This window comes from Janthinobacterium sp. BJB426 (genome assembly GCF_002735705.1).
In the GTDB taxonomy this organism is placed as follows: Bacteria; Pseudomonadota; Gammaproteobacteria; order Burkholderiales; family Burkholderiaceae_D; genus Janthinobacterium.
This window is the reverse complement of record NZ_PDZL01000003.1, coordinates 343922-368953: the sequence shown is the minus strand read 5'-3', so window position 1 is coordinate 368953 and position 25032 is coordinate 343922. Positions and strand designations below refer to the sequence as shown.

Here is a 25032-nt window from a genome sequence, read left to right as displayed (position 1 = left end):
CGTCTAGGGTGGGAGCGGGGCGCGTGCATGCTCGACTTTAGCAGTGCCCTGTACCTGGGCATGCGTCATCCGGCGGCCGCGCTGGCGCCGTGGAGCAGCTTGAGCCTGGGCCAGCCGGCCGCGCTGCAGGAGCCGCCCGGCGCGCAGGCCCTGGCCGCAGACCTGGCTGCGCTGCAAGGTTGCGAGGCGGCTTGCGTGCTGCCGTCGACCCTGCATTTGTTCTGGGACCTGTTCGGCATGCTTGCTGCCGAGCGGCTGGTGATCCTCGTCGATAGCGGCAGCTACGCCATCGCGCGCTGGGGCGCCGAGCGGGCGCAGGCGCTGGGCTTGCCGCAGCAAGTGTTTCCCAGCGGCGAGATGGCGGCCTTGCGGCGGCTGGTGGCGGCCTGGGGCCGGCAGGGGCGGCGTCCATTGATCCTGGCCGATGGCTATGTGCCGGGCAGCGAACACTTCTTGCCGCTGGCCGGCTACGCGGCTCTGGCGCGCCAGGGGGGCGGTTATCTGCTGCTCGACGACACGCAGGTGCTGGGCGTGGCCGGTACGCAGGGCGGCGGCTCGGCGCGGCTGCATGGCTTGCATGGCGAATCGCTGATCGTCGGCGCTTCGCTGGCCAAGGGTTTTGGCGTGCCGCTGGCCGTGCTGGCCGGCAGCCGCAAGCTGCTGTGGCGCTTCGCGGCGCGCAGCCAGACGCGCGTGCATGCCAGTCCGCCTTCGGCCGCCGTGCTGGCGGCGGCGCGGCGCGCGCTGGCGCTCAATGCGCAGCATGGCGACGCCCTGCGCGCCAGGCTGGCGGACAGGGTGGCGCAGTGGCGCAGCGCGATGGCGGCGGCCGGCATCGCTTGCCGGGGCGGCAGCTTCCCCGTGCAGCGCCTGCCCGGGCGCGCCCATTTGCAGCCGGCCTTGCGCGCAGCGGGCGTGCTGGCGCTGGCGCAAGCGGGGGATGGTCCCGGCGCGCTGACTTTTCTGCTGCGGGCCGACCAGACGCCCGGGCAACTGGAGCAGGCGATGAACTTGCTTGAACTTGCTTGAACATCACATCAGGAGGCGATATGCACGAAGCATTTGAAATGCTGCCCTTTGCGGGCCAGCCAGGAGCGGGCGAAACGGAGTGGCTGGGTGAGTGGCAGTGGCAAGGCGAGGAAGAGGGGGAAGGCGAATGGGAGGAAGAGCGCATGCGTCCTGGCGGCGGGCGCGGCGGCCTGCGTGCAAGGCCGCCGCTGCGGGGGCCGCGCCGTCCCGCGCCGCCGCGCTACCAGGGACAGGGCCGCCGTCCGCCCCGCTTTGCTCCCCAGTCCTTGCCCTATCTGCCGCCGCGCTACCGGGGCTGGGGCGGCTATGCGCCCCTCTACCCGACCATTTATCCGCAGCAAGCCTATCCTGTGGCGGAACCTGCCTTTGACGACCGGCAGGAGCCGGACCAGGGCGCGGATGCAGGCCAGGACCAGGATCAGGACGATGAGCAGCAGCAGGGCGAAGTCCCGCCAACCCTGGCCGGCACCATGGGCCGGGTGCCGGAAACGGCCGCCTTGCGCTACCAGGCGCTGGGGACACTCGCCAACGCCTTGGGCAACGCGAATGGCCGGGGTCCGGGCCTGTACGTCATCGAGTTCGATGCGGGCGGACGGCGCCGTGCCTACAGCGGCCAGACGGACGATTTGCACCGGCGTTTGCTGCAGCACCGGCTGTGCGGCCAGATGTTGGCCGTCGACGTGAGCGCGCACCAGGTGTATGTGGCGCCGCTATCGTCGGCGGCGCAGCGGCGCCGCATCGAGCAGCGCATCCACGACGACATGTTCGCTAACCAGCGCGGCGTGCTGACCAACCAGCGGCGCGAACTGGAACTGGCCGTGCTCGGTGAAATGTGGGGCTGACGATAACAGGATGACTGCGAAGGAGAGCATCATGCACCAACTCGAATGCGAATGCGCGCAATGCCGGCAACGGGCCGGCGCCGCCTTTGAAGTGCTGGAGTTCGGCCAGGACTGGCCCGGCAAGGACCGCGCGCCGGCCCTCTTCAGCGAAGAGGAAGAGTTGCAACTGGCCATGGAATTGCTGGAAGTGTCCAGCGATGAGGAACTGGAACAGTTTCTCGGCAATGTCTTCAAGAGCGTGTGGAAGGGTGTCAAGACGGTGGGTGCTACCCTTGCCAAGGTGGCCAAGCCCCTGGGTGGCGCCTTGAAGGCCGTGGCCAAGACGGCCTTGCCCTTTGTCGGCGGCGCGCTCGGTTCGATGATCCCGATACCGGGCGTGGGCACGGCGCTCGGCTCGGCCCTGGGGCGCGCGGCCAGCAATGCGCTGGAACTCGAAATGGAGAGCGCAGCGCCGGCCGACCGCGAACTGGAACTGGCGCGCCGCTTCGTGCGCATCGCGGGGCAGGCGGCGCGCCTGGCGGCCGACGGCGACGGCAGCGCGCGCGCCGTGGAAAGCGCGCTGACGCGGGCCCTGCACCAGCAATTGCCGCACTTGCGCTCACCTGCGCCGCAGCAGGAAGATGAAAGCGGACGCTGGCGCCGGCGAGGCAACCGCATCGTCGTCATGGGCGACTGGCAATAGCGTGGCACGATGATCATCGATTGCCACTGCCATGCGGGACCGGGCGACGGCTTGAGCGGGCCGTGGGACAGCGATGCGCCGCTGCCAGCCTACCTGCACCGCGCCCAGGCGGCCGGCATCGCCCGCAGCGTGCTGTTCGCCGCCTTCCACTCCGACTACGCCATCGCCAACCATGGCGTGGCGCGCCTGGTCGCATCCGATCCGCAGCGTTTTTACGGCTTTGCCTTCGTGCATGCGCGGCGCGACCGGGGCCGCATCCAGGACCTGGTGCGCACGGCCGTCGAGCGCTACGGCTTTGTCGGCATCAAGGCGCACCGGCTTGACGCGCGCATCAGCGGCGAAGTGTGCGATGCGGCCCGTTTCTTTGGCTTGCCCGTGCTGTACGACCCGGCAGGCGAGGTGGCCGTGGCCGAGTTGCTGGCGCAGCAGTATCCGGACGTTAATTTCATCCTGCCCCATTTGGGCAGCTTTGGCGACGAATGGGCGGCGCAGCTTGCGTTGATCGACCATCTGGCGCGCCACCCGAACATTTACACGGACAGTTCGGGCGTGCGCCGCTTCGACTTGCTGCAGCAGGCCGTGCGCCGCGCGGGGCCGCACAAGGTCTTGTTTGGCTCGGATGGCCCCTGGCTGCATCCGGGGCTGGAATTGCACAAGATCGACCTGCTGGGTTTGCCGCCGCGCGATGCGGCGCTGATCACGGGCGGCAATTTCTTGCGCCTGACGGGGCTGGCTTGAGGTGGATCAAAGGGATCAATGGGAGGCGGGCCTGGACAGCGCCGCACAGGCGGCCGCCTTGCGGCGTATCTGCAGGGCGCGGTCGGACACGCCCAGGCGGGCGGCGGCGCGCTGGTTGTTGCCGTGTTCCTCGGCCAGCACGAGGCGGATGGCCACGTCGGTGGCGCAGCGCGTGATGTGCGGCAGCTTGCAGCCCTGCGCCAGGGCCCGCCGTACGGCCGCTTCGAAGTGCTGGTCGGGCCAGGGCGGCGCCAACAGCCGTTCTTCCGGGGGCAGGGCGCCGATGGTGATGGGGCCGGGGCCGCAATGGCGGTGCCAGATGCGCGTGACGGTCTGGCGCAGCTCGCGCACATTGCCCGGATAGTCGCGCAGCAGCAGGTATTCGCGCACGGCGGCGTCCAGCGGGGGCGGCGGCTGTTGTGCCAGTTCGGCGAGGAAATGCCGGGCCAGCGGCAGGATATCGTCCTGGCGTTCGCGCAGGGGCGGCGTCTGGCAACGCCAGCCGGCGATGCGGTAATACAGGTCGGCGCGGAAGGCGCCGCGCGCCACCTCGTCTTCCAGTTCGCGGTTGGTGGCGCAGACGAGCCGAAATTGCGTCGGTTGCCAGGTATTGCCGCCCACGCGCTTGTATTTGCGTTCCTGGATGGCGCGCAGCAGCTGCGCCTGCAGGGGCAGTTGCAGTTCACCCACCTCGTCGAGGAAAAGCACGCCGCCGTCGGCCAGGGCAAACGCGCCGTCGCGGGCCGCCGCCGCGCCCGTAAACGCGCCCCGCTCGTGGCCGAACAGCTCGCTGCCGGCCAGTTCCGGCGACAGGGTGGTGCAGTCGAGAATGGTGAAGTCTCCCCTGCAGTTGCCGAGACGGTGGACCAGTTGCGCCAGTAAATCCTTGCCCGTGCCCGTTTCGCCCGTGATCAGCATCGGAGCCTGGCTGAAGGCGGCCATTTCCACCACCTGGTGCAGCAAGGCGGTCCAGGCTGCGCTGTCGCCCACCAGGTGCTGGCGTACGGCGCTGGATGCCAGCAGCTGCGCCACGGCTTGCCAGCGCTGCAGGCGCGCCAGCACCTGGCCTGCATCGATGGTGCCGGCAGGCCACAGCAGCACATCGAGCGCGCCAGCGGCCATCAGGGCCCGCTGCTGCGCGCAGCTGGGAGCCTGGCCGCAGGCGGCAATGGCCAGCACGCGGGCATGGCGGCACAGCGCCGGCAGCGCTTGCAGCAACGTGGCATTGGCCTCGGCAAACAGCACGATGCCCGCTCCGTCCTCTTCGCCATCGTACCGCCGGGCTACAGTTACCTGAGCCTGCTTCAAGGCCGCCATCAGCAAGGCGCCACTGTCAGCCGCCGCCTGCTGCGCGATTTCCAGCCACACCTTGAGCGTCATATGCCTGCCGTCACGAGGGCACGAGTCGCCCATCTTAGTAGCCCGATACCGCAACCGTTTGATCTGGCGCAAGCGTGCGCGGTAGTCATCAAATGAAAAACGCCGCCTGATTTGCATCAGGCGGCGTTCATGACCGTAATTTATGGAACGACGACGTCTTTAGACGTTCTCGTCCAATTTTACGCAGTCAACAAAATAACCACGCTTGCCATCGACTTCGCGTTTCACTAGGCCATGCACATCCGTCTCGAAGCCGGGGAAGCGCTCGTTGAAGTCGCGTGCGAAGCGCAGGTAGTCGACGATGGTCTTGTTGAAGCGCTCGCCCGGGATCAAGAGTGGGATGCCCGGTGGATACGGCGTCAGCAGGATGGACGTGATGCGGCCTTCCAGTTCGTCGATGGCCACGCGCTCGATTTCGCGGTGCGCCATCTTGGCGAACGCGTCCGACGGCTTCATGGCCGGGATCATGTCGGACAGATACATTTCCGTCGTCAGACGCGCCACGTCGTAGGCCTTGTAGAAATCGTGGATCTGCTGGCACAGGTCGCGCAAGCCCATTTTTTCGTAGCGTGGGTTGGCCGCCGCAAATTCCGGCAGGATGCGCCACATCGGCTGGTTCTTGTCGTAGTCGTCCTTGAATTGCTGCAAGGCGGTCAACAGGGTATTCCAGCGGCCCTTGGTGATGCCGATGGTAAACATGATGAAGAACGAGTACAGGCCGCATTTTTCAATGATGACGCCGTGCTCGGCCAGATACTTGGTGACGATGGACGCGGGAATGCCCGTGTCGCCGAACTGGCCGTCCAACGACAGGCCCGGATTGACGATGGTCGCCTTGATCGGGTCGAGCATGTTGAAGCCGGGAGCGAGGTCGCCGAAGCCGTGCCAGTCATCCTCGGCGCGTATCATCCAGTCTTCCTGCTGGCCCATGCCTTCGTCGTTGAAGGTGGCCGGACCCCAGACCTGGAACCACCAGTCCTGGCCCCATTCCTGGTCGATCTTCTTCATGGCGCGGCGGAAATCGAGCGCTTCCATGATCGATTCTTCCACCAGGGCCGTGCCGCCCGGCGCTTCCATCATGGCCGCGGCCACGTCGCATGAGGCGATGATGGAGTACTGCGGCGACGTCGACGTGTGCATCAGGTAAGCCTCGTTGAAGGCGTCCTGGTCCAGCTTGACCGTGTCCGATTCGCGCACGAGGATTTGCGAGGCCTGCGACAGGCCGGCCAGCAATTTGTGCGTGGACTGGGTCGAGAAGATCATCGATTCCTTGGCGCGCGGACGGTCCTTGCCGATGGCGTGCATATTCTTGTAGAAATCGTGGAAGGTGGCGTGCGGCAGCCACGCTTCGTCGAAGTGCAGGGTGTCGATCTTGCCATCCAGCATCTCACGCAGGGTTTCCACGTTGTAGATCACGCCATCGTAAGTCGATTGCGTGATGGTCAGAATGCGCGGCTTCTTGTTCTTCGCTTCGCGCGCGAACGGGTTCGCCTCGATCTTGCGAGCAATGCTTTCCGGCGTGAATTCATGCAGCGGGATAGGGCCGATGATGCCCAGGTGGTTGCGCGTCGGCATCAGGAACACGGGAATGGCGCCGCACATGATGATCGAATGCAAGATTGACTTGTGGCAATTGCGGTCGACGACGACGATGTCGCCGGGCGCCACGGTCGAATGCCATACCATCTTGTTCGAGGTCGACGTACCGTTGGTGACGAAATAGCAATGATCGGCATTGAAGATGCGCGCGGCATTGCGCTCCGACGCGGCGACAGGGCCCGTATGGTCGAGCAGCTGGCCCAGTTCTTCTACGGCGTTGCAGACGTCGGCGCGCAGCATGTTTTCACCGAAGAACTGGTGGAACATCTGGCCGATCGGCGATTTGAGGAAAGCCACGCCGCCCGAGTGGCCGGGGCAATGCCACGAGTAGGAGCCGTCATTGGCGTAGTGCACCAGTGCGCGGAAAAATGGCGGCGACAGGCCGTCCAGGTAGGACTTCGCTTCGCGGATGATGTGGCGCGCGACGAATTCCGGCGTATCTTCGAACATGTGGATGAAACCATGCAGTTCGCGCAGGATATCGTTCGGAATATGGCGCGAGGTGCGCGTTTCGCCGTACAGGTAAATAGGGATGTCGGCGTTCTTGTAGCGGATTTCTTCGACGAAAGCGCGCAGCGATTTCAAGGCATGATCGGTTTCCTCAATGGAACCGCCGCCGAATTCTTCATCGTCGATCGACAGCACGAAGGCTGACGCGCGCGATTGTTGCTGGGCAAATTGCGACAAATCGCCGTAGCTGGTCACGCCCAGCACTTCCATGCCTTCTTTTTCCATTGCGGCGGCAAGGGCGCGAATGCCCAGGCCGGACGTATTTTCAGAACGGAAATCCTCGTCAATGATGACGATAGGGAAACGAAATTTCATGCATGTCTCCAAAAAAGCAAGCCGCCCCTGACTTATGTGGAGGGGCGGACTAGGGCGCGACTTCAGGCGGTAGTGCAACCCGGTAGCCACATAAAAAAAATAAGAACGGGATTCTCGCAGAAATGCGGCCTCTGCGGGAAAAAAATATCACCCTACAGCGTCACAAGCTTGCGCTAGCGTGACGCAACGGTGTGACAGGGGTATTACAGCAACATTCTGTCAATAACTCTCAACCTTATCAGGCTTTGCGTTGCAAGGTGACAAAGGCGTAAGGCAGGCCGGATTTCTCCGAAACATGTGCTTCGCGCGCAGTTTCTTGCCACACGGCATGATCAACGGTGGGGAAAAAAGCGTCGCAGTCAAACGTCTGGCCGATTTCCGTGATGATCAAACGCTGTGTCAGGGGCAATGCCTGCTTGTAGATTTCGGCACCGCCGATGACATAGCCTTCGGCACCGTCCAGCAGCGCGATGGCCGCTTCCACCGACGACACGGCTTCCACGCCCTCGTGGCGCCAGTCCGGATTGCGCGTGATGACGATGTTGCGGCGGTTCGGCAGCGGGCGGCCGATGGAGTCGAAGGTCTTGCGGCCCATGAGGATGGGGTGGCCCGTCGTCAGACGCTTGAAATGCGCGAGGTCTTCCGGCAATTTCCACGGCAGGGTGTTGTCGATGCCGATGCCGCCTTGCTGGTCGGTGGCGACGATGATGGTCAAATGGCTCATTGGTTCGGTGAAAAAGGTGGGGGCGAGGCCCGATGCCCGTCATTATCGTTGATATTGCCGGCAGCCTCCAGATGCGCACGCATGGCTTGCGCCAGCGCGCCTGGCGCTTCCAGCGGAATCATGTGGCCGGTGTTGTCTTTCAGCAGGTGCAGGGTGGCTTGCGGCAGGCGGGCCGCCATGGCGCGCAGATCGTCGGGATTGACGAGCTTGTCGTCTTCGGCACCCACGATCAGCACGGGAAAGGCGAGTTCCGGCAAGCGCGCCATCAGGTCGGGGCGGGCTATGGTGGTGATGAATTGCGCCAGCAGCACGTCCTTGCCCAGGTCCAGCCCCATCTGCTGGATCAGGCCCGTGATGGCGACATCGTCCAGGTGCGACGGGTGCAGCAGTTCGCGCAGGCGCTGGCGTGTGATGCCCGCATAGGCATTGCGCTCGAGCATGGCGACGATGCGCTGGCGCGCTTCGATTTCCGCCGGCAGCAAACCTTTGGCCGAATTGGCGATCAAAGTGAGGGACTTGACGCGCTGCGGGTGCGCCAGCGCGTGTTCGAGCGCCAGGTAGGCGCCCAGCGAAAAGCCCACCAGATGGGCTTGCGGCGCGCTGTGGCTGGCGATCATCTGCTGCATTTGCGGACGCGTGCGCGCCTGGTGCAGGGGCACGTGCTGCAGATCAATGGCGTCGCCCAAGGCAGGTGCCAGGCGCGACCACAGGCGCTCGTCGCACAGGGTGCCAGGAATACAGTCGAGTCGTATCTTGTTCAAGGACAAACCTTGGTGATAGTGAAAATTTTTGTCGAGCGGCATTATCCGTCATTTTGCACATCCGGGCAGCGGCACGATATTTTCCGCATGGCATTATTTTCAATAGTGCGCGGCTGGCAAGCCGGAACTTTATGGTAGGCTCATGGCTCATCAAGCCGGCGTGCCGGCGACGTGACCTGAAACACCGAATGCAACCCCCACATTAAAGAGGAAACACCATGGCGATCAGTTTGCAAAAAGGCGGCAATGTCAACCTGAGCAAGGAAGCTCCTGGCTTGAAGAAAATCGTGATTGGCCTGGGCTGGGACCCGCGCGCCACAGATGGCGCCGCGTTCGACCTGGACGGCAGCGCCTTCCTGCTGAAAACGGATGGCAAGGCCCGTTCCGATGCCGATTTCATTTTTTATAACAACCTGAAGTCGGCTGACGGCTCCATCGTCCACGCGGGCGACAACACGACGGGCGGCGGCGATGGCGACGACGAGAAAGTTGCCGTCGACCTGGCCAACGTGCCGGCCGACATCGACAAGATTGCCGTGGCCGTCACCATCCACGACGCGGAAAACCGCAAGCAGAACTTCGGCATGGTCGGCAAGGCCTATATCCGCTGCCTGAACGGCGACAACGGCGCGGAAATCGCCCGTTACGACCTGTCGGAAGACGGTTCGACGGAAGCGGCCATGATCTTCGGTGAAATCTACCGTGCCGGCAGCGAATGGAAATTCAAGGCGATTGGCCAAGGTTTCAAAGGCGGCCTGGGCCCACTGGCACGTTCCTTCGGCATTAACGCCTAAGAGCTCCGGAAAACGGCCCATGGCCGCGTTGCGTCACCTCGCCGTACTATTCGTACTGTCTTCGGTGACGCGCCTTGCCCTGAACCGTTGTCCGAAGCTCTTTTAGCTTTGTATAGAACCCAGAACGTCAGTCCATGGCGGCGTTGCTCCGCCATGGACTGACTGTACATTCGTACTGTCTTCGGACGACGGGCCTTGCCTTGAGCCCTTGTCCGAAGCTCCCACACCTGAATAAATAATCGCATGGAAAACCTGATCAAGGGGCAGCGCCTGGCGCTGTCCGGCCTCGTCACGGGCAATGTCGTGCAACTGGGTCTCGCCAGCGCTGGCGTGCCGCTGGACTTTGCCTGTTTCGGCCTCGATGCCAACGGCAAGCTGTCCGACGACCGCTACATGACCTTCTTCAACCAGCCGCGCACGCCCTGCGGCGGCGTGGAAGCGGCGGCGCCGTCCGGCGATGCGGCCGGTTTCAGCTATCAGCTGGACCGTTTACCGGCTGCCATCGAGCGCCTGGTCGTCACGGCTGCCATCGATGGCGCGGCCACCATGGCGCAGCTGGGCAGCGGCCATCTGCGCCTGCTCGACGGCGGGCGCGAGCTGGCCCGCTACGCGTATGCGGGTATTGATTTTGCGCAAGAAAAAGCCGTCATGCTGGGCGAGTTCTACCGCAAGGACGGGAGCTGGCGCTTCATGGCCGTGGGCCAGGGTTTCAATGGCGGCCTCGATGCGCTGGTCGCGCATTTCGGCGGCGAAGTGGCGCAGGCGGTCGAGGAACCGGCGCCGTCGCCCAAAATTTCCCTGTCGAAAATCTCGCTGACCAAGGCGGGCCAGACGCACAAGGTGTCGCTGGAAAAGGGCGCCGGCGCGCCGAGCAAGCTCACCGTCAAGGCGACCTGGGTAGATAACGGCGATGGCGACGACGACAACGACGACCTCGATTTAAGAGTCGGCATCCTCTTGCCGAATGGCCAGATGCGCTTCATCCAGGCGCCCGATACGCCCGGCAACTTTGACGCCATGCCTTTCGTGCGCCATCTGGGCGATGTGGCGGGCGCATCGGGCAAGGAGCCGGCCACGGAAACGGTGGAAGTCAATCCTGCGCTGGCGCAACATTACGGCGGCACGGTGGGCCTCGTCTTCAGCGTGTATTCGGCGGTGGCCAACGGCGCCGTGTCCGTCGCTTCCATGCGGCCGAAGATGGTCATGCAATACGGTGAACAGATCGTCGAGTGCGCGTTCGATTTTCGTTTGTCCAAGGCGGCCGACGACGATTCCGTCTACACCTATGTGATCGGCATGGCGCGCATCACGCCTGACAGCATCATCCTTGAACCGTCCGGCAAGACGTCGGAACCGGGCAGCGAAGCGACGCCTTGGCTGAGCTGGCAGGGCGAGAACCTGCAGCTGGCCTTCAACGGTCCCGTCGTCTTCAAGGGCGAGGACAAGGAAGATGAAGATGATTGCAATGCGGACAATCCACGCCGCTATATCGCCTAGGAGGCACTGATGGAAACCTTGTCCAAGGGACAGCGCTTGCCGCTGGCCAATCTCGTTCCCGATGGCGTATTGCAGATCGGCGTGGCCGCGCAGGGCCTGGCGCTCGACGTGGCCTGTTTCGGCCTCGATGCCAACGGAAAACTGTCCGATGAGCGCTACATGACCTTTTTCAACCAGCCGCGCACGCCGTGCGGCGGCGTGGAGGCGCGCGCGGGCAGTGGCGGCGACATGGCCGAGTTTGCCTTGCAACTGGCGCGCTTGCCGGCCGGCATAGACCGCCTCGTCGTGACGGCGTCCATCGATGGCGGCGGCGTGATGTCGCAGCTGCAGGCTGGCCACGTGCGCCTGCAGGCAGGCGGACGCGAGCTGGCGCGCTTCGCCTTCGCGGGATCTGATTTTGCGCAAGAAAAAGCCGTCATGCTGCTTGAACTCTACCGCAAGGATGGCGGCTGGCGCTGCATGGCCGTGGGGCAAGGTTTCAATGGGGGGCTCGATGCGCTGGTGCGCCACTTCGGCGGCGAAGTCGATCAGGCCGTGCCTGCCGCTGCTGCCACCCCTGCGGCGGCGTCGGCCGTCATGCAGGCGAAGATCAACCTGGAAAAACGGGTCGAACGGGAAGCGCCGCAACTGGTCAGCCTGGTCAAGCAGGCGGGCGTGTCCCTGCAAAAAGTGGGACTATCGGAGCATCGCGCCAAGGTCTGCTTATGCCTGGATATTTCCGGCTCCATGGGGCGGTTATATAAAGAAGGGCTGGTGCAGCGCTTTGCCGAACGCATCCTGGCCCTGGGCTGCAAGTTCGACGACGATGGCGAGATCGATGTTTTCCTCTTCGGCAAGAACGTCCACCATCCGGCGCCCATGGCTTTAAGCAATTGCAATACCTACGTGGGCCAGGCGATACAGCGCCATCCGCTGGAAGGCGATACGCGCTATGGCGCCGCCATGCAGGCGATACGCGCGTTTTATTTCCCCGACTCTGCTGGCGGCGAGCGCACGCGGCCCGTCGCCGCCGAATTGCCCGTGTACGTCATGTTCGTGACCGATGGCGGCACGAGCGACCAGGCGACGACGGAGAAACAGTTGCGCTGGGCCAGCAATGAACCGATCTTCTGGCAATTCATGGGCATCGGCAAGGGGCGCAAATCGAAAAGCAAGTTCCTCGCCGCCTTCGCCGATTCCGACTTCCCCTTCCTGGAAAAGCTCGACGAATTGCAGGGCCGCCTGGTCGACAATGCCAATTACTTTTCCGTCAGCTCGCCCGATGAGCACAGCGATGCGGAACTGTATGATTTGTTGATGACGGAGTATCCGGGCTGGCTGAAATTGGCGCGCGGCAATGGCTTGCTCAGCTAGCGTAACGGTAGCGCAAAGTTCATCGGATGAGGCTGTATGACCACAAGTGCGAGAGATTTGTAAATTGAAGTAAATAACAATGGTTCGCATTTGCTTTGCTCCTTGCAATCGTGGCATGCTTTGAATGTGCCCACACATGTGCCCTCACGCTGCGGCGTAGTGCCTCATCCGTAGCGTCTCGATTATTTTTTAAGCAAATGCATAAAATCCTCTTTCACTGTCTGGCGGGCGGCAGCCTGCTCGTCTCCGGCGCCGCCGTCCAGGCGCAAACTGTCACTGGCGATACCGTCGTCAAACCCGCACCAGCCAAGGCGCCCGCGGCTGAATCTACGCCTTCCGTCAGTGTGACGGCTGAACGCCCCACGGGCCGCATCGACCGGCAAGTCTACGACGTCAAGTCCGACGTGGGCAGCAGCAATGGCACGGCGGCCGATGCCTTGAATAATGTGCCGTCCGTCGCCGTCGACCCCGATGGCAGCGTGTCCCTGCGCGGCAGCAGCAATGTGCAGATATTAATCGATGGCAAGCCGTCGGCCATGCTGCAGGGCGATTCGCGCGGCGCTACTCTGAACGCCATGGCGGCCGACGATATCGAGTCCGTGGAAGTGATCAACAATCCCGGCGCCCAGTTCGGCAACGAAGCCGGTGGCGGTCCCATCCTGAACCTGGTGATGAAGCGCAACCGCAAGCCGGGCGGCTTTGCCACCGTCAACGCGAATGCCGGTATCGCGGGGCGCTACAACAGTGCCGTGTCCGGCACCTACAACGAAGGTCCGTGGGGCTACCAGGGCGGCATCAATGTGCGCCATGACGGCCGCAATTCCGTGGGCGAGGTCAGCCGCGAACGCCTGGAACGCGACACGGGCGCTTTCGCCCCCAGCAGCCAGCAATCCAGCAACAATGGCTTGAATGACTCGCTGGGCTTGCACGGCACCGTCAATTACAATCTGAACGCCAATGATACGCTGGCCGCCAGCGTGTCATATAACGGGCGCAGCAACGACCAGCGCTCGCTCGACCGCTACATCAATGGCGACAGCACGGGCAGCACCATCGGCGACTATGTGCGCAGCACCGTGCGCAACGGCGACAGCCGCAACTACAGCTGGGGCGCGCGCTACGACCACAAGGGAGAATTGCCGGGCGAAACCCTCAAAATCGACTTGCGCGTGTCCTCGTCGACCAACGAGAGCGACAGCGATTACGCCAATACCTACGCGGTGACGCCCGTCAACGCTTTCGACAGCCGCGCGCGCCAGCATAGCGAGACGGGCAACCGCATCGTCGACTTCAGCGGCGACTACGAGCGTCCGCTGGCGGGCGGCACGGCCAAGCTGGGCTACAAGGTGGCTGACAACAAGAGCAGTTTTGACACTTTATATACGGACATCAACCCGGCCAGCCTGGCGGAAACCGTCAACCCCATGCGCAGCAACCGTTTCGAGCTCGACGAGCGCACCATCGCGCTGTACGGCTCCTACCAGATGCGCCTGAACGAACGCTGGGGCGCGCTGGCCGGCCTGCGCGCCGAATACACGGACTTGAACGTGCGCCAGATCACCAGCAGCGTCGAGGCCAGCAACAATTACGTCAATTACATCCCCAGCCTGTTCGCCACCTACAAGGTCAGCGACGAGAGCAATGTGCGCTTCAGCTATGCGCACCGCATCCGCCGCCCGAATGCGGGCGACCTGAACCCGTACGTGGTCTACCGCGACGAGTTCAATGTGTCGGCCGGCAACCCGAAGCTGAAACCAACACAGACGGATTCGTTCGAGATCGGCTATGAAACGAAAATCGCGGGCCTGGAAAGCAGCTTGCGCGCCTACCACCGGCGCGACACGGACGCCATCGTCGATTACCGCTACTTTATCAGCGACAATGTGCTCTTGACCACGCGGGAAAACGGCGAAGGCAGCCATTCTAGCGGCCTGGAATTCAGCGTCAGCGGCAAGCTGACGCCATCCTTGACCCTGAACACGAGCGGCAACCTGGCGCGCAGCCAGCAAACGAGCTCGGACGACCTGGGCAACCGCAGCACGCGCACGGCGAATGCCCTGAGCGGCCGCGCGCGCCTCAATTACCAGTTCAACACCGCCAACCAGCTGCAGCTGGCCCTGCAAATGCAAGGCAAGATGCTGTCGGGACAGGGTTATCGCTCGCCGAACAACACCTTGAATGTGAGCTGGCGCCACACGGTGACGCCGCAGTTGAGCCTGGTCATGAATGTGACCGATGTGTTCAGCAGCAACAAGATGGAAACCGTCATCAACAGCGCCTCGCTGCGCGAAACGAGCACGCGGCGCTTCGATGGGCGCATGATTTATGTGGGGCTGTCGTACCGCCTGGGCGGTGCCACGTCGGCGGCGAAAGAGGGGGAGCGTGAACCGCGTTTCGCTCCGCCGGGCGGACGGGGGCCAGGCGGGCCAGGCGGCCCCGGTCCGGGCGGACCGGGAGGCGAAGCAGGCTAGACCGCCAGCGCGATTTCGTTCAGGAAGTCGATGAAATCGTCCGTATGGAGCTCAAAGCGCCATTCGCCCGTGCCATGGGTGGCGCGGTACACGGGCAAGTCGCCGTCGATGCTTCTTTCTTCCAGAGGCACGCAGTACGGGTCGCCGCCCGCATCGGCAATCACCACCAGCTTCGGCGGCCAGCCCGCGATGTTGTGCTGGTGCACGGCATGGACGGAGTAGCCGTGCTGGGCCTTCACCAGCTGCGCCGCGCCGTACAGGTGCAGTCCCTGGGGAAAGCGCTTGCCATCGACATGCACGCGCAGCGGCGAATACCATTCCAGGAAGCGGCGGTATATCTCCGGCAATACCCAGTGTGCGTCGATGGCGGCCATGTCCTCGGCGCTGGCGAGTGTCAGCCAGTTCGACGGTTGCGCCAGGTCCTGTTCGCGCTGGCGCCGCAGCGCCAGTTGTCGTTCCAGGAAGGCGGCTGTCTTTTCCAGGCGCGACAGCGGCTGGGCCAGCGAGTAATGCCTGGCGGGCGCCTTGTAGCCTGCGCCGTCCGGGTAGCCATCCGCTTGCCAGGCCAGCACGGCGCTTAGTCGCAACTGCTCTGCCTTCCAGTGGCCGGGATCGGATGGCAAGCCCTGGTCAAACGGCTGGCGGCTGAACACGGCCAGGCTCTTGATCGCCTTGGCGCGCACGTCCAGGCTGGTGGCGCCGGACGCTGCCAGCGCGACCAGGGGCGCATACGCGTCCACGCCTGTACTTTTCAGCAAGCCATCGACGGCCCAGTACGCCAGTGCGGGCTGTTCCAGTGCCCAGGCGAAAAAGGCCGCATGTTGACTGCCTTCCACCAGGTGCACGATATCGCTCATCAAAAAACTGCGCCAGTGCAGCAGTTGCCCATCGCGCGCATATGCCGTCAGGATATCGAGCACGGCAAGGCGGTCGTCCGCGGCATGTTTTTTCAGCAGGCGTTCTTTCAGCCGGGCAAACTTGCTGCCATCCGTTTCGTCAAACAGCTTGCGGTGCAGGGCGGCGAGTGCTGTGACCGCCATCAGACGGCCATCGCCGCCTTGATGGGCGCATGGTGTTCATAGCCTTCCAGCGAGAAATCCGACGGTTCGATCTTTTCCAGCCATTCCGGCTCGTACTTGCCCGTTTTTGCGTAGTCGGGCACGCGGTCGGAAATGACGAAGCGCGGCGCCGGGAAGGGCGTGCGCTTCAATTGTTCTTCCACCATGTCGAGGTGGTTTTCATAGATGTGTGCGTCGCCGATGAAATACGTGAACCAGCGCGGCGTGTAGCCCGTCAGGCGCGCCACCAGGTGCAGCAGGGCGGCGCCTTCGGCGATGTTGAACGGTGTGCCCAGGCCGATATCGTTGCTGCGCACATATAAACACAGCGAGATTTCGCGCGTGCTGGCGTTCGGGATGAACTGGTACAGCAAGTGGCAGGCGGGCAGGGCGACGGCGTCCAGCACGGCCGGGTTCCAGCCGTGGAACAGGATGCGCCGGCTGCCCGGGTTCGTCATGATGGTGTCCAGGCATTCGCGCAACTGGTCGACGGCCTTGTACAGCAGCACTTTTTGCACGCCGTCTTCGGCGATGGGGGCGATCAAGGTAAAGCCGTTGGCTTGTGCGTCGGCAATTTGCGCTGGCTGGTCGGCGTCGAGCAGCTTGTACGCGGGCCACTGGCGCCATTGCACGCCGTACACGGGGCCGAGGTCATCCTCGCCTTCACGGTAGGGGTTGGCCAGCCATTGCGCGTTTTCATTGGCGTTCTGATCCCAGACCTTGCAGCCGAGCGCGCGGAACTCGGCCGCGTTGCGCGAGGCGCGCAGGAAGGCGCACAATTCGCCGATCACGGATTTGAAAGCCAGTTTCTTGGTCGTCACGGCAGGGAAGTTGCCGTTGGCCAAGTCGAAACGCATCATGGCGCCCGGCACGCTCAGGGTGCGGATGCCCGTGCGGTTGTCTTGCCAGCTGCCCGTTTCGAGCACGGTCTTGATCAAATCTTGATATTGCTGCATGTATTTCTCCAACGGTAAGGATGGTGATTGTAACGCAGGCGCGACAGGCGGGCCGCGGCCCACACACATAATTACGCTGCTGCCTTACCTGCAAACATGACTCTGTGGTAATTTGTGTGTCCTTAAAGAAATACATAGAAACGGCAGATGCTGCACCATGTTCTTGCGACAATTTGTAAATAATAATAACGCCGCCGTGGTGGAGATGAGCAGGGCCGATTTTCTCAAGGCTAATCTGCGCCTGATCCTGGCCTGGCCCTTGCTGGGCCTGGTCCTGTGCGCGGTGCTGTGGACGGCCACCTTGCTGCAACTGGAGGCGGAAAAGAAGGTGGCGCAGCAGCAGGCGCTCGACAGCGTGTCTTCGTTGTCGAAAGCGTATGGCCAGTATCTGTTGCGCACCCTGGAGCAGATGGACCAGCTGACCTTGCAGCTCAAGTACGAGTGGGAAAACTCGCGCGGCCACCTGCGTCTCGACCAATTGAAGACGCAGGGCATGTATGCCTTGCCGCAATTTGCCATCGTCGCCATCCTCGACCGCAAGGGCCATCCCGTGACGGCCACGGCGCCGCTGCAGCGCCTGCGCGTCAACGAGCGCAGCGATTTCCTGTTGCGCCACTGGCGCAGCAATTCCAGCGCGCTGCGCATTGCGCTGGGGCGGGCCAATGCGGCCAACGCGCCCAATGCGCCCAATGCAGGCAGCGAGGCCACGGCGCCCGACGACAGCCTCGTGCATTTCACGCGCCGGCTGGAAGACGAGGATGGCAATTTCGACGGCGTGTTGCTGATTTCACTTCATTCCAGCTATTTTTCCGAATTCTATAACAGTGTCAATTTTGGCAAGTTCGGCATGTCCGCCATGGTGGGCGAGGAGGGCGAGCTGTTCAGCACGCGCCTCGGCTCGCGCGTGCTGCCGACCCAGAACGCCCAGGGCACGCCGTTTCTCGACACCAGCTTCCTGGAAACGGAGAGCGGCGCCCTGCATTCGGGCGGCCGAATCGCTTTTTCCGACAAGCAAAATCGCTATGTGGGCTGGCAGGCGCTGAAAGCCTATCCGTTTACGGCCGTGGTCGGACTGTCGGATGGCGAAATGCTGCATCCCTACGAGGAAACGCGCACGATTTATCTCGGCATCGCCCTGGCCGTCACCTTGCTGCTGCTGGCTTTTGCCGCCGTCGCCACCGTGCTGTCGCTGCGCCTGGCGTGGCGCCACCACCAGTCCGAAGGCGTGCGCAATGCCTACCGCATGGCCACCGAAGGCACGAGCGACGGCTTTTATATCATCGCCGCCCTGCGCGGCACGGATGGCAGCATCCTCGATTTCGAGATCGTCGATTGCAACGAGCCGGGCGCCGGCTACTTTGGCGTGCGCCGCGAACAGTTGCTGGGCATGCGCCTGCAGTCGCGCGCCCACGAGCCGTATTTCCGCGACCTGATCCATAATTACCGGGCTGCCATGGTCTCCGGTTTTTCCGAGGAAGAAATCGAGTTGCCGGAAGGTAACCCGTTCAAGCTGCGCTGGATACGCCGGCGCCTGGTGCGCAGCGGCGACCGCCTGGCCGTCACCCTGCAGGACATCAGCACGGCCAAGGAGCACGAGCGCGACTTGCGCCGCCTGGCCAATGAAGATGGCTTGACGGGCTTGCCCAACCGCTACTGGCTGCAGCAATTCCTGCCCGGCGCCCTGGGCCGCGCCGCCATTGCGCGGCACATGCTGGCGCTGCTGTTCATCGACCTGGACGGCTTCAAGGATATCAACGATACGCAGGGCCACGCCGAGGGAGACAAGGTGCTGCGCGCCGCCTCGCTGCGCCTGAAGGCCGTGCTGCGGCCGGGCGACCACGTGGTGCGCCTCGGTGGCGATGAATTCGTCGTCGTGCTCGACCCGGTGGAAGACGACAGCCGCGCCGAACAGGTGGCGCAGCGCATCGCCATCGCCTTCGACGAACCGTTTTACCTGGGCAGCGAACGCCACAAGATGGGCGCCTCGATCGGCATCAGCCTGTATCCGCGCGATGGCGCCGAGACGGAAGTGTTGTTGAAGAACGCCGATATCGCCATGTACGCCGTGAAAGTGGCGGGCAAGGGCCATCACCGCTTCTTCCAGCCGGAGTTGTTCGAAACCATCCGCAACCGCCGCGAACTCGAGCAAAGCCTGGTGGCGGCGCTGGAGCAGGACCAGTTCCTCGTCGTCTACCAGCCGCGCGTCGACGCCATGAGCGGGCAGCTGTGCAGCATGGAGGCGCTGGTGCGCTGGCACCATCCGCAGCACGGCATGGTGCCGCCGCTGGAATTCATCCCCGTGGCCGAGAGCAGCGGCCTCATTTCGCAGCTGGGCGAAGTCGTCATCGAAAAGGTGTGCCTGCAGATGGCGCGCTGGCAGGCGAGCGGACTGGAACTGGTGCCCGTCTCCATCAACGTCTCGGCGCGCCAGTTCGGCCGCGGCGACGTGCACCAGGTGCTGGCGTCCGCCCTGACGCGCCACCGCATCGATGCGCGGCTGATCGAGGTGGAAATCACGGAATCGGCCATGATGGATGAACAGAACCGCGCTGTGGAGCAGCTGTCTGCCATCCGCGCGCTGGGCGTGCGCCTGCTGGTCGACGATTTCGGCACGGGATACTCTTCGCTGTCGCAGCTGCAGAAGTTCGCCATGGATGGCTTGAAGATCGACCGCGCCTTCACCATGGAGCTGGGCCGCTCGGAGCAGGGCGAAGTGTTCGTGCGCGCCATCCTGTCGATGGCGCATGCGCTGGGTATGAGCGTGGTGGCTGAAGGGGTGGAGACGCGCGAGCAGCTCGACATCCTGCGCGCGCTGCAATGCAATGAGGTGCAGGGCTATTTCATTTCGCGTCCCGTACCCGCCGAACAGATGCTGTCGCTGATGCATCAGCGCTTTCTGATACCGCTTCCAGCCCCGGCGCTGGCGCTGTAGAACGTCGCGACTGGCGAGGAAAACAACGCTGTTTCAATAAAAGAGCGAACGTTCGCTTTTTTCTAAAAAATATTATATGCTTCGCTCATGCCGTCAGTGAATTGGAGTTCACGGCGGCAAGAAAAGTGCAAGACGGGGCAGCTTGAGACGCCCGCGATAGTGTGCCGAAGACCTTCATATAATAAAGAGAGACCAACTTGAAACATAAATATCTGCCCCTCCTGATCGTTGCCGCGTTCGCCGGCATTTCCTCCACCGCACAAGCATCGGGCTACCGTTTCGGTTCGCAAAGCGTGTCCGCCCAGGGCACGGCTGATGCCAGCGGCGCCGAAGCGGCCGACGCTTCGACCATTTTCTACAACCCGGCCGGCCTGTCGCGCCTGGAAGGCACGCAGTTCATGGGCGGCGGCACCCTGGTGGTACCGCATTCGACCTATGAAGACACGGGTTCGAGGACTTTCACCGGCCGCACGCCGGGCGGCACGACCAAGGACTACGCGCCGGACGCCGTCTTCGCACCAGCCCTGTATGCCAGTAAGAAGGTCAATGACCAATGGACCGTCGGCATGGGCCTGTTCGTGCCATACGGCGCCAAGCTCGATTACGGCAATGACTGGAGCGGCCGCTATGCGATCACCAACATCAAGCTCGAAGCCATCGCCCTGAATCCTTCTGTTTCCTTCAAGGTCAATGAACACCACTCCTTCGGTTTCGGCGTCACCGCTGAACACATGAAGGCGGAACTGGGCCAGGCAGTCGACGTGCCGGGTTCCGTGGCCTTCCTGGCCCAGCACGCGCCAGCCGCATCGACAGCCTTCCTGACCAATATCGCCAAAACGCAGGGCCAGGCCGCCGCGCAGGCAGCTGGCGCCGCACTGAAGGGCGCCAAGGATGGCCATGCCTCGATGGATGGCGATGACTGGGGCTTCGGCTTCAATCTGGGTTATCTGTACCAGATGAATGAAGGTACGCGTTTCGGTATTTCCTACCGTTCGTCGATTTCGCACAAGCTGAAAGGCGACACGATCTGGGACTTCTCGCAAGTGTCGAACAATGCCGCCGTGAATGGCTTCATCAGCGCCGCATCGGGCAAGGTTAACTCCAAGGCGCTGGTGGAAGTGCGTACGCCGGAAACCCTGTCGGTCAATGCCTTCCATCAGATGGATGACAAGTGGGCCCTGATGGGTGACGTCACCTGGACCCGCACTTCGCGCCTGGAAAACCTGGATATCCAGTTCCCGCCGACGGCCGAAGGCCCGGAGCGCATCCGCCAGCAGTGGAAGAACACCTACCGCGTATCGCTGGGCACCAACTACAAGTACAGCGAAAACCTGCTGCTGCGCGCCGGTATCGCGCATGACCAGGCGCCAGTGCGCAGCGCCGAACTGCGTCATCCAGCCCTGCCGGACAGCGACCGCATGCAGTACTCGATCGGCGCGAACTGGAAGCTGAACGCCAATTCCTCGCTCGACCTGGCCTACAGCTATATCGACTTCAAGGATGCCACTGTCAACTACAAGAATGACTGCTCGCCGGTGACCCCTGGCTGCACCGGCAACGGTGAAACCACCAAGGGCCTGTTCAAGACCCGCATGCAGTTGATCGGTCTCGCTTATAACTACAAGTTCTAAGCAGGTAGTGGCGGCCGACCCGGCCGCCATGAAATGAAAAAAGCGCCTTCGGGCGCTTTTTTTTGGTGTCACGATTGTCGATTAAGCCCTGGCGTGCATGGCCTGATCCAGCAGGCGCAAGGCATGCCGCACGCTGTCGTCCGGCAGTTCCAGCAACTGGTCTCCCACATACCATTCCACCACGCTGTGGTCGGGAAGCGCTGCGTGGCTGGCGCGGCTGAACAGCCAGATGCCGTGGTCGGCGGCCAGCTGGTTGCGGATGGCCATGGCCCGCTCGCGCGAGACGGGCAAGTGCAGATGCAACATGTTGGCCTGCGGCTGGGCGGGATTGACGGCTATTGACGGGAAGTCGCGCAGCAGCGCGTACAGCCACTGCGTACGTGCAAAATACTGCGGCATGGCGGCCATGCGCGCGTCGAACTGCATGGCCGCGGCCACCACGTAGGGCGTGCGGTGCACGATATTGCCGCCCTGGCGGCGGAACCATTCGCGCGCCCGTTCGACAAAGCCGCGGCTGCCGGCCAGCATGGCGCCACCGAGGCCGCCGATGCCCTTGTACAGCGACACATACACGGAATCAAAACCATCGCAGATGGCGGGCAGGGGTTGCTTGAAACCCGCTTGCGCTTCCCACAGGCGCGCGCCATCCATGTGCAGGTGAATATTGTGCTCGTGGCAGTGCCGTTTGATCTGGCTCAAGTCCTCCCACGATGGGCACTGGCCGCCGATTTCGCGCATCGGCAGTTCAAGCTGCACGGCGCCCAGCGCATCGGGCACGGCGCGCAAGTCGTCCACCGTCCACGGACGGTGCGGGTCGCCGAGCATCAAGCCCTTGAAGTGATCGAGCAATTCATGGTTGCCCCGCTCGTGGCGCAGGATGTGCGAAGTGGGATGCAACGCCACCAGGCGCGAACCCCGGTCCTGGCACGCCAGGCGCAGGGCGGTGACCTGCGTCATGGTGCCCGTGATGCAGAACGCGGCCGCCTCGAAGCCGAGCAGGCTGGCGATCTTGTTCTCGAACTGTTCGATCAGCGCGCCGTCGCCATAGGTATCGTGCGCAACATCGTTGGCTTCGCACCAGGCGGCCATGGCGGCGAAGGTGGCTGCTGGCGTGGGCTGGCGGTGGCCCGGCAGGACGGTATGGCAGTGCTGGCGCAGCTCAAGTTCGTTCACGGTGTTTTCCTTACAGTGTGGCCGTGGCCAGTTTCGCGCCGAAGCCGATGAACATGGCGCCGACCCCGCCGCCCATGCCGGCCGACAGGCGGCGACGGCGGCGGAAGGTCTCGGCCAGGCGGGCGCCGACAAAGATGATGGCCGTCAGATAGGTAAAGCTGATCACCTGGCAGATCAGACCCAGGCCGATGAAGGACAGCACAGGATTCGGGAAGGCCGGATCGACGAACTGGATGAAGAAGGAAATGAAAAACAGGATGGCTTTCGGGTTCATCAGACTGATGATCAGGGCCTTGCGAAACGGGTCGCTTTCCTTGACGGGGGCAGGTACGGCTGCCGCTTCACCGTCGGCCGGTGCGGGCGCGCGCAGCTTGCTCCAGCAGCCTATCAGCATTTGCAGGCCGATCCAGCCCAGGTAGGCCGCGCCGATGTATTTCACCACGTAGAACAGGGCCGGGCTGGCTTTCAGCAGCGAGGCCACGCCGCAGGCCGACAGCACCATCAAAATCAGGTCGCCGGCGAAGATGCCGAAGGCGCCCTGATAGGCGGGGCGCACGCCACGCTGGGCGGCGACCGACAGCACATACATGGAATTGGGGCCGGGCAGGATGACGATGAAGATCGTTCCCAATAAAAAGGTCCAGAAATCGGTGATGCCCAGGTTGGCGTGGAATAAGGCGTTCATGGCGAGTCGTGTTTAGTTGAGTTGTACGTGATGAAATTGCAGGGCAGCCAGGTTGGCGTAAATGCCACCCAGGGCCACGAGCGACGCGTGCGTGCCCGTCTCGACGATCTTGCCGTCTTCCATGACGATGATGCGGTCGGCCCGTTGCACTGTCGCCAGGCGGTGCGCGATGATGACGGTGGTGCGGCCCACCATGGCCGCTTCCAGCGCCTTTTGCACCAGGCGTTCCGATTCCGCGTCCAGCGCGCTGGTCGCCTCGTCGAGCAGCAGCAGCGGCGGGTTTTTCAGCAGGGCGCGGGCGATGGCGATGCGCTGGCGCTGGCCGCCGGACAGGCGCACACCCCGTTCGCCGAGGAAGGATTTGTAGCCGTTCGGCAGGCGCTCGATGAATTCGTGGGCGGCCGCCATTTTCGCGGCCGCGATCACTTCCTCGTCGCTGGCGCCGGCACGGCCGTAGCGGATGTTTTCCATGGCGTCGGCCGAGAAGATCACGGTATCTTGCGGCACGATGCCGATGGCGTCGCGCAGGGTATGCAGTTCCAGTTGCTTGATATCGACGCCATCGAGGCGGATGCTGCCGCTTTGCGGGTCATAGAAGCGCAGGAATAGCTGGAACAGGGTGGTCTTGCCAGCGCCGGAAGGGCCGACGACGGCCACCGTTTCGCCGGCGCGGATGTCGAGGCTGACGTGATCGAGCGCGTGGGTGTCCGGGCGCGACGGATACGAGAACATGACATCGTCCAGCGACAGCGCGGCGCCAGTGGCGGCGCGCGCGGGCAGCGGCAGCGGCGTGACAGGCGATTCGATTTCCGATTTGACGGCCATCAGTTCCAGCAGGCGCTCGGTGGCGCCGGCGGCGCGCTGCGCTTCGCCCATCACTTCCGACAAGGCGCCGATGGCGCCGGCCACGATGGACGCGTACAGGATGAACTGGCCCAGATCTCCGCCCGTCATCGAGCCTTCCAGCACGGCGCGCGCGCCCAGCCACAGTACGAAGACGATGGTGCCGAAGACCAGCAAAATCGCGATCATGGTGAGCAAGGCGCGGGCACGGATGCGGCGCATGGCCGTCATGAAGGCGCCTTCGACGGAGTCGCCAAAGCGTGTCGATTCGATTTTCTCGTGCGTAAACGCCTGCACGGTGGGCATGGCGTTGAGGATTTCACCGGCCATGGCCGAGGCGTCGGCGATGCGGTCCTGCGAATCGCGCGACAGCTTGCGCACACGGCGGCCAAAGACGATGATGGGCACGACGACCAGGATCAACAGGCCGATGATGATGCCGGCCAGCTTGGCGCTGGTGACGAACAGCATCACCAGGCCGCCCAGGAACAGCAGTACATTACGCAGCGCCATCGAGATGCTGGTGCCGACGACGGCCTGTATCAGGGTCGTGTCGGTGGTGATGCGCGACAGGACTTCGCCCGTCTGCGTCGTTTCAAAGAAGGCGGGGCTTTGCGTGACGACATGGCGGTACACGGCGCTGCGGATGTCGGCCGTGACTCTTTCGCCCAGCCACGACACCGTGTAGTAGCGCGCCGCCGTGGCCAGCGCCAGGATGGACGCCACGCCGAACAGGGCGAGGAAGACCAGGTCGACGTGCTGGATGCTCTTGGAGCCGGCCGCGCCGCCGAAACCGAGGTCGATCATCTGCTTGAAGGCGGCGGGAATGGCCAGGGTCGAGGCGGCGGCCACCACCAGCGCGATACCGGCCAGGAAGAACTGCTTGCGGTACGGCGTCAGAAAGGGCATCAAACCCTTGAAGGCGGCCAGGCTGCCTTTTTTTAGTTCGCGGCTGGTGCCGGTGTCGGGAGTCGGTGCGGTGCTTGCGGCGGTTGCTGTACTCGTACTGCCTGTTTCTGTGCTGGTTGTCATTGTTTTTCGCTTAGTATTTACTGTATT

19 protein-coding genes are annotated in these 25032 nt (G+C 63.4%); 10 read left to right on the top strand and 9 right to left on the bottom strand.

Features of this window, described 5'->3' with window-relative positions:
- Window positions 1-27: 27 nt before the first annotated feature.
- From CSQ93_RS07155 to CSQ93_RS07140, 4 genes are read left to right on the top strand one after another with little or no spacing between them, the layout of a single operon-like run.
- Window positions 28-1029 (top strand): aminotransferase class I/II-fold pyridoxal phosphate-dependent enzyme, encoded by a 1002-nt coding sequence (locus CSQ93_RS07155; RefSeq protein WP_099377436.1) that lies wholly within the window; start codon window positions 28-30, stop codon window positions 1027-1029.
- A gap of 20 nt (window positions 1030-1049) precedes the next feature.
- A complete protein-coding gene (locus CSQ93_RS07150; protein WP_099377435.1) occupies window positions 1050-1871 on the top strand; it encodes a GIY-YIG nuclease family protein in 822 nt (273 codons plus the stop codon).
- Between the two features lie 31 nt (window positions 1872-1902).
- Entirely contained in the window at window positions 1903-2553 is a 651-nt protein-coding gene (locus tag CSQ93_RS07145; protein ID WP_099377434.1) for a hypothetical protein, read from the top strand.
- 9 nt (window positions 2554-2562) lie between these two features.
- A complete protein-coding gene (locus CSQ93_RS07140; protein ID WP_099377433.1) occupies window positions 2563-3291 on the top strand; it encodes an amidohydrolase family protein in 729 nt (242 codons plus the stop codon).
- A 15-nt stretch (window positions 3292-3306) separates the two neighbouring features.
- On the opposite strand, the gene CSQ93_RS07135 is transcribed toward CSQ93_RS07140, so the two are convergent.
- The 4 genes from CSQ93_RS07135 to CSQ93_RS07120 form a co-directional block, all read right to left on the bottom strand.
- Complete coding sequence (locus CSQ93_RS07135) at window positions 3307-4671, bottom strand: sigma-54-dependent transcriptional regulator (RefSeq protein ID WP_233516090.1); 1365 nt, start codon at window positions 4669-4671, stop codon at window positions 3307-3309.
- A gap of 159 nt (window positions 4672-4830) precedes the next feature.
- Window positions 4831-7095 (bottom strand): arginine/lysine/ornithine decarboxylase, encoded by a 2265-nt coding sequence (locus CSQ93_RS07130; RefSeq protein WP_099377431.1) that lies wholly within the window; start codon window positions 7093-7095, stop codon window positions 4831-4833.
- A 238-nt stretch (window positions 7096-7333) separates the two neighbouring features.
- The gene (locus CSQ93_RS07125) at window positions 7334-7819 is read right to left on the bottom strand and encodes a dihydrofolate reductase (RefSeq protein WP_099377430.1); all 486 of its coding nucleotides are present in this window, start codon (window positions 7817-7819) and stop codon (window positions 7334-7336) included.
- A complete protein-coding gene (locus CSQ93_RS07120) occupies window positions 7816-8580 on the bottom strand; it encodes an alpha/beta fold hydrolase (protein WP_233516089.1) in 765 nt (254 codons plus the stop codon). The genes CSQ93_RS07125 and CSQ93_RS07120 overlap by 4 nt, the downstream gene beginning before the upstream one ends.
- A gap of 218 nt (window positions 8581-8798) precedes the next feature.
- On the opposite strand from CSQ93_RS07120, the gene CSQ93_RS07115 reads away from it, so the two are divergent.
- The 4 genes from CSQ93_RS07115 (at window position 8799) to CSQ93_RS07100 (ending at window position 14695) form a co-directional block, all read left to right on the top strand.
- Window positions 8799-9374 (top strand): TerD family protein, encoded by a 576-nt coding sequence (locus CSQ93_RS07115; RefSeq protein WP_034784423.1) that lies wholly within the window; start codon window positions 8799-8801, stop codon window positions 9372-9374.
- 243 nt (window positions 9375-9617) lie between these two features.
- Window positions 9618-10871 (top strand): TerD family protein, encoded by a 1254-nt coding sequence (locus tag CSQ93_RS07110; RefSeq protein ID WP_099377428.1) that lies wholly within the window; start codon window positions 9618-9620, stop codon window positions 10869-10871.
- A gap of 9 nt (window positions 10872-10880) precedes the next feature.
- A complete protein-coding gene (locus CSQ93_RS07105; protein WP_099377427.1) occupies window positions 10881-12224 on the top strand; it encodes a VWA domain-containing protein in 1344 nt (447 codons plus the stop codon).
- 197 nt (window positions 12225-12421) lie between these two features.
- Entirely contained in the window at window positions 12422-14695 is a 2274-nt protein-coding gene (locus CSQ93_RS07100; protein ID WP_099377426.1) for an outer membrane beta-barrel family protein, read from the top strand.
- On the opposite strand, the gene CSQ93_RS07095 is transcribed toward CSQ93_RS07100, so the two are convergent.
- Together CSQ93_RS07095 and CSQ93_RS07090 are read right to left on the bottom strand one after the other, a co-directional pair.
- A complete protein-coding gene (locus CSQ93_RS07095) occupies window positions 14692-15735 on the bottom strand; it encodes an SMI1/KNR4 family protein (RefSeq protein WP_099377425.1) in 1044 nt (347 codons plus the stop codon). The two genes, CSQ93_RS07100 and CSQ93_RS07095, sit on opposite strands and share 4 nt — an antisense overlap.
- A complete protein-coding gene (locus tag CSQ93_RS07090) occupies window positions 15735-16709 on the bottom strand; it encodes a thymidylate synthase (RefSeq protein ID WP_099377424.1) in 975 nt (324 codons plus the stop codon). The genes CSQ93_RS07095 and CSQ93_RS07090 overlap by 1 nt, the downstream gene beginning before the upstream one ends.
- Window positions 16710-16914: 205 nt before the next feature.
- On the opposite strand from CSQ93_RS07090, the gene CSQ93_RS07085 reads away from it, so the two are divergent.
- Both CSQ93_RS07085 and CSQ93_RS07080 read left to right on the top strand, forming a co-directional pair.
- Window positions 16915-19641, top strand: a complete 2727-nt coding sequence (locus CSQ93_RS07085; protein ID WP_233516088.1) for a bifunctional diguanylate cyclase/phosphodiesterase — start codon at window positions 16915-16917, stop codon at window positions 19639-19641.
- 197 nt (window positions 19642-19838) lie between these two features.
- The gene (locus tag CSQ93_RS07080) at window positions 19839-21272 is read left to right on the top strand and encodes an OmpP1/FadL family transporter (protein ID WP_099377422.1); all 1434 of its coding nucleotides are present in this window, start codon (window positions 19839-19841) and stop codon (window positions 21270-21272) included.
- A gap of 81 nt (window positions 21273-21353) precedes the next feature.
- On the opposite strand, the gene CSQ93_RS07075 is transcribed toward CSQ93_RS07080, so the two are convergent.
- The 3 genes from CSQ93_RS07075 to CSQ93_RS07065 are packed head-to-tail and all read right to left on the bottom strand — an operon-like array spanning window position 21354 to window position 25005.
- Window positions 21354-22445 carry a threonine aldolase family protein gene (locus CSQ93_RS07075; protein WP_099377421.1) on the bottom strand — a complete coding sequence of 364 codons (1092 nt, stop codon included), beginning with the start codon at window positions 22443-22445 and terminating at the stop codon, window positions 21354-21356.
- Between the two features lie 10 nt (window positions 22446-22455).
- Window positions 22456-23130, bottom strand: coding sequence for a leucine efflux protein LeuE (leuE, locus tag CSQ93_RS07070; RefSeq protein WP_099377420.1), 675 nt, complete (start codon window positions 23128-23130; stop codon window positions 22456-22458).
- 12 nt (window positions 23131-23142) lie between these two features.
- Window positions 23143-25005: an ABC transporter transmembrane domain-containing protein gene (locus CSQ93_RS07065; protein ID WP_099377419.1), complete on the bottom strand. Its 1863-nt coding sequence runs from the start codon at window positions 25003-25005 to the stop codon at window positions 23143-23145.
- Window positions 25006-25032 lie beyond the last annotated feature (27 nt).

What these genes read in the sequence shown, in the direction of transcription:
- CSQ93_RS07090 (WP_099377424.1), bottom strand. Translation starts at nt 16,709, where the DNA reads ATGCAGCAATATCAAGATTTGATCAAGACCGTGCTCGAAACGGGCAGC.
- CSQ93_RS07110 (WP_099377428.1), top strand. Translation starts at nt 9,618, where the DNA reads ATGGAAAACCTGATCAAGGGGCAGCGCCTGGCGCTGTCCGGCCTCGTC.
- CSQ93_RS07140 (WP_099377433.1), top strand. Translation starts at nt 2,563, where the DNA reads ATGATCATCGATTGCCACTGCCATGCGGGACCGGGCGACGGCTTGAGC.
- CSQ93_RS07115 (WP_034784423.1), top strand. Translation starts at nt 8,799, where the DNA reads ATGGCGATCAGTTTGCAAAAAGGCGGCAATGTCAACCTGAGCAAGGAA.
- CSQ93_RS07125 (WP_099377430.1), bottom strand. Translation starts at nt 7,819, where the DNA reads ATGAGCCATTTGACCATCATCGTCGCCACCGACCAGCAAGGCGGCATC.
- CSQ93_RS07100 (WP_099377426.1), top strand. Translation starts at nt 12,422, where the DNA reads ATGCATAAAATCCTCTTTCACTGTCTGGCGGGCGGCAGCCTGCTCGTC.
- CSQ93_RS07085 (WP_233516088.1), top strand. Translation starts at nt 16,915, where the DNA reads ATGAGCAGGGCCGATTTTCTCAAGGCTAATCTGCGCCTGATCCTGGCC.
- CSQ93_RS07145 (WP_099377434.1), top strand. Translation starts at nt 1,903, where the DNA reads ATGCACCAACTCGAATGCGAATGCGCGCAATGCCGGCAACGGGCCGGC.
- CSQ93_RS07150 (WP_099377435.1), top strand. Translation starts at nt 1,050, where the DNA reads ATGCACGAAGCATTTGAAATGCTGCCCTTTGCGGGCCAGCCAGGAGCG.
- CSQ93_RS07105 (WP_099377427.1), top strand. Translation starts at nt 10,881, where the DNA reads ATGGAAACCTTGTCCAAGGGACAGCGCTTGCCGCTGGCCAATCTCGTT.
- CSQ93_RS07130 (WP_099377431.1), bottom strand. Translation starts at nt 7,095, where the DNA reads ATGAAATTTCGTTTCCCTATCGTCATCATTGACGAGGATTTCCGTTCT.
- CSQ93_RS07065 (WP_099377419.1), bottom strand. Translation starts at nt 25,005, where the DNA reads ATGACAACCAGCACAGAAACAGGCAGTACGAGTACAGCAACCGCCGCA.
- leuE (WP_099377420.1), bottom strand. Translation starts at nt 23,130, where the DNA reads ATGAACGCCTTATTCCACGCCAACCTGGGCATCACCGATTTCTGGACC.
- CSQ93_RS07135 (WP_233516090.1), bottom strand. Translation starts at nt 4,671, where the DNA reads ATGACGCTCAAGGTGTGGCTGGAAATCGCGCAGCAGGCGGCGGCTGAC.
- CSQ93_RS07095 (WP_099377425.1), bottom strand. Translation starts at nt 15,735, where the DNA reads ATGGCGGTCACAGCACTCGCCGCCCTGCACCGCAAGCTGTTTGACGAA.
- CSQ93_RS07155 (WP_099377436.1), top strand. Translation starts at nt 28, where the DNA reads ATGCTCGACTTTAGCAGTGCCCTGTACCTGGGCATGCGTCATCCGGCG.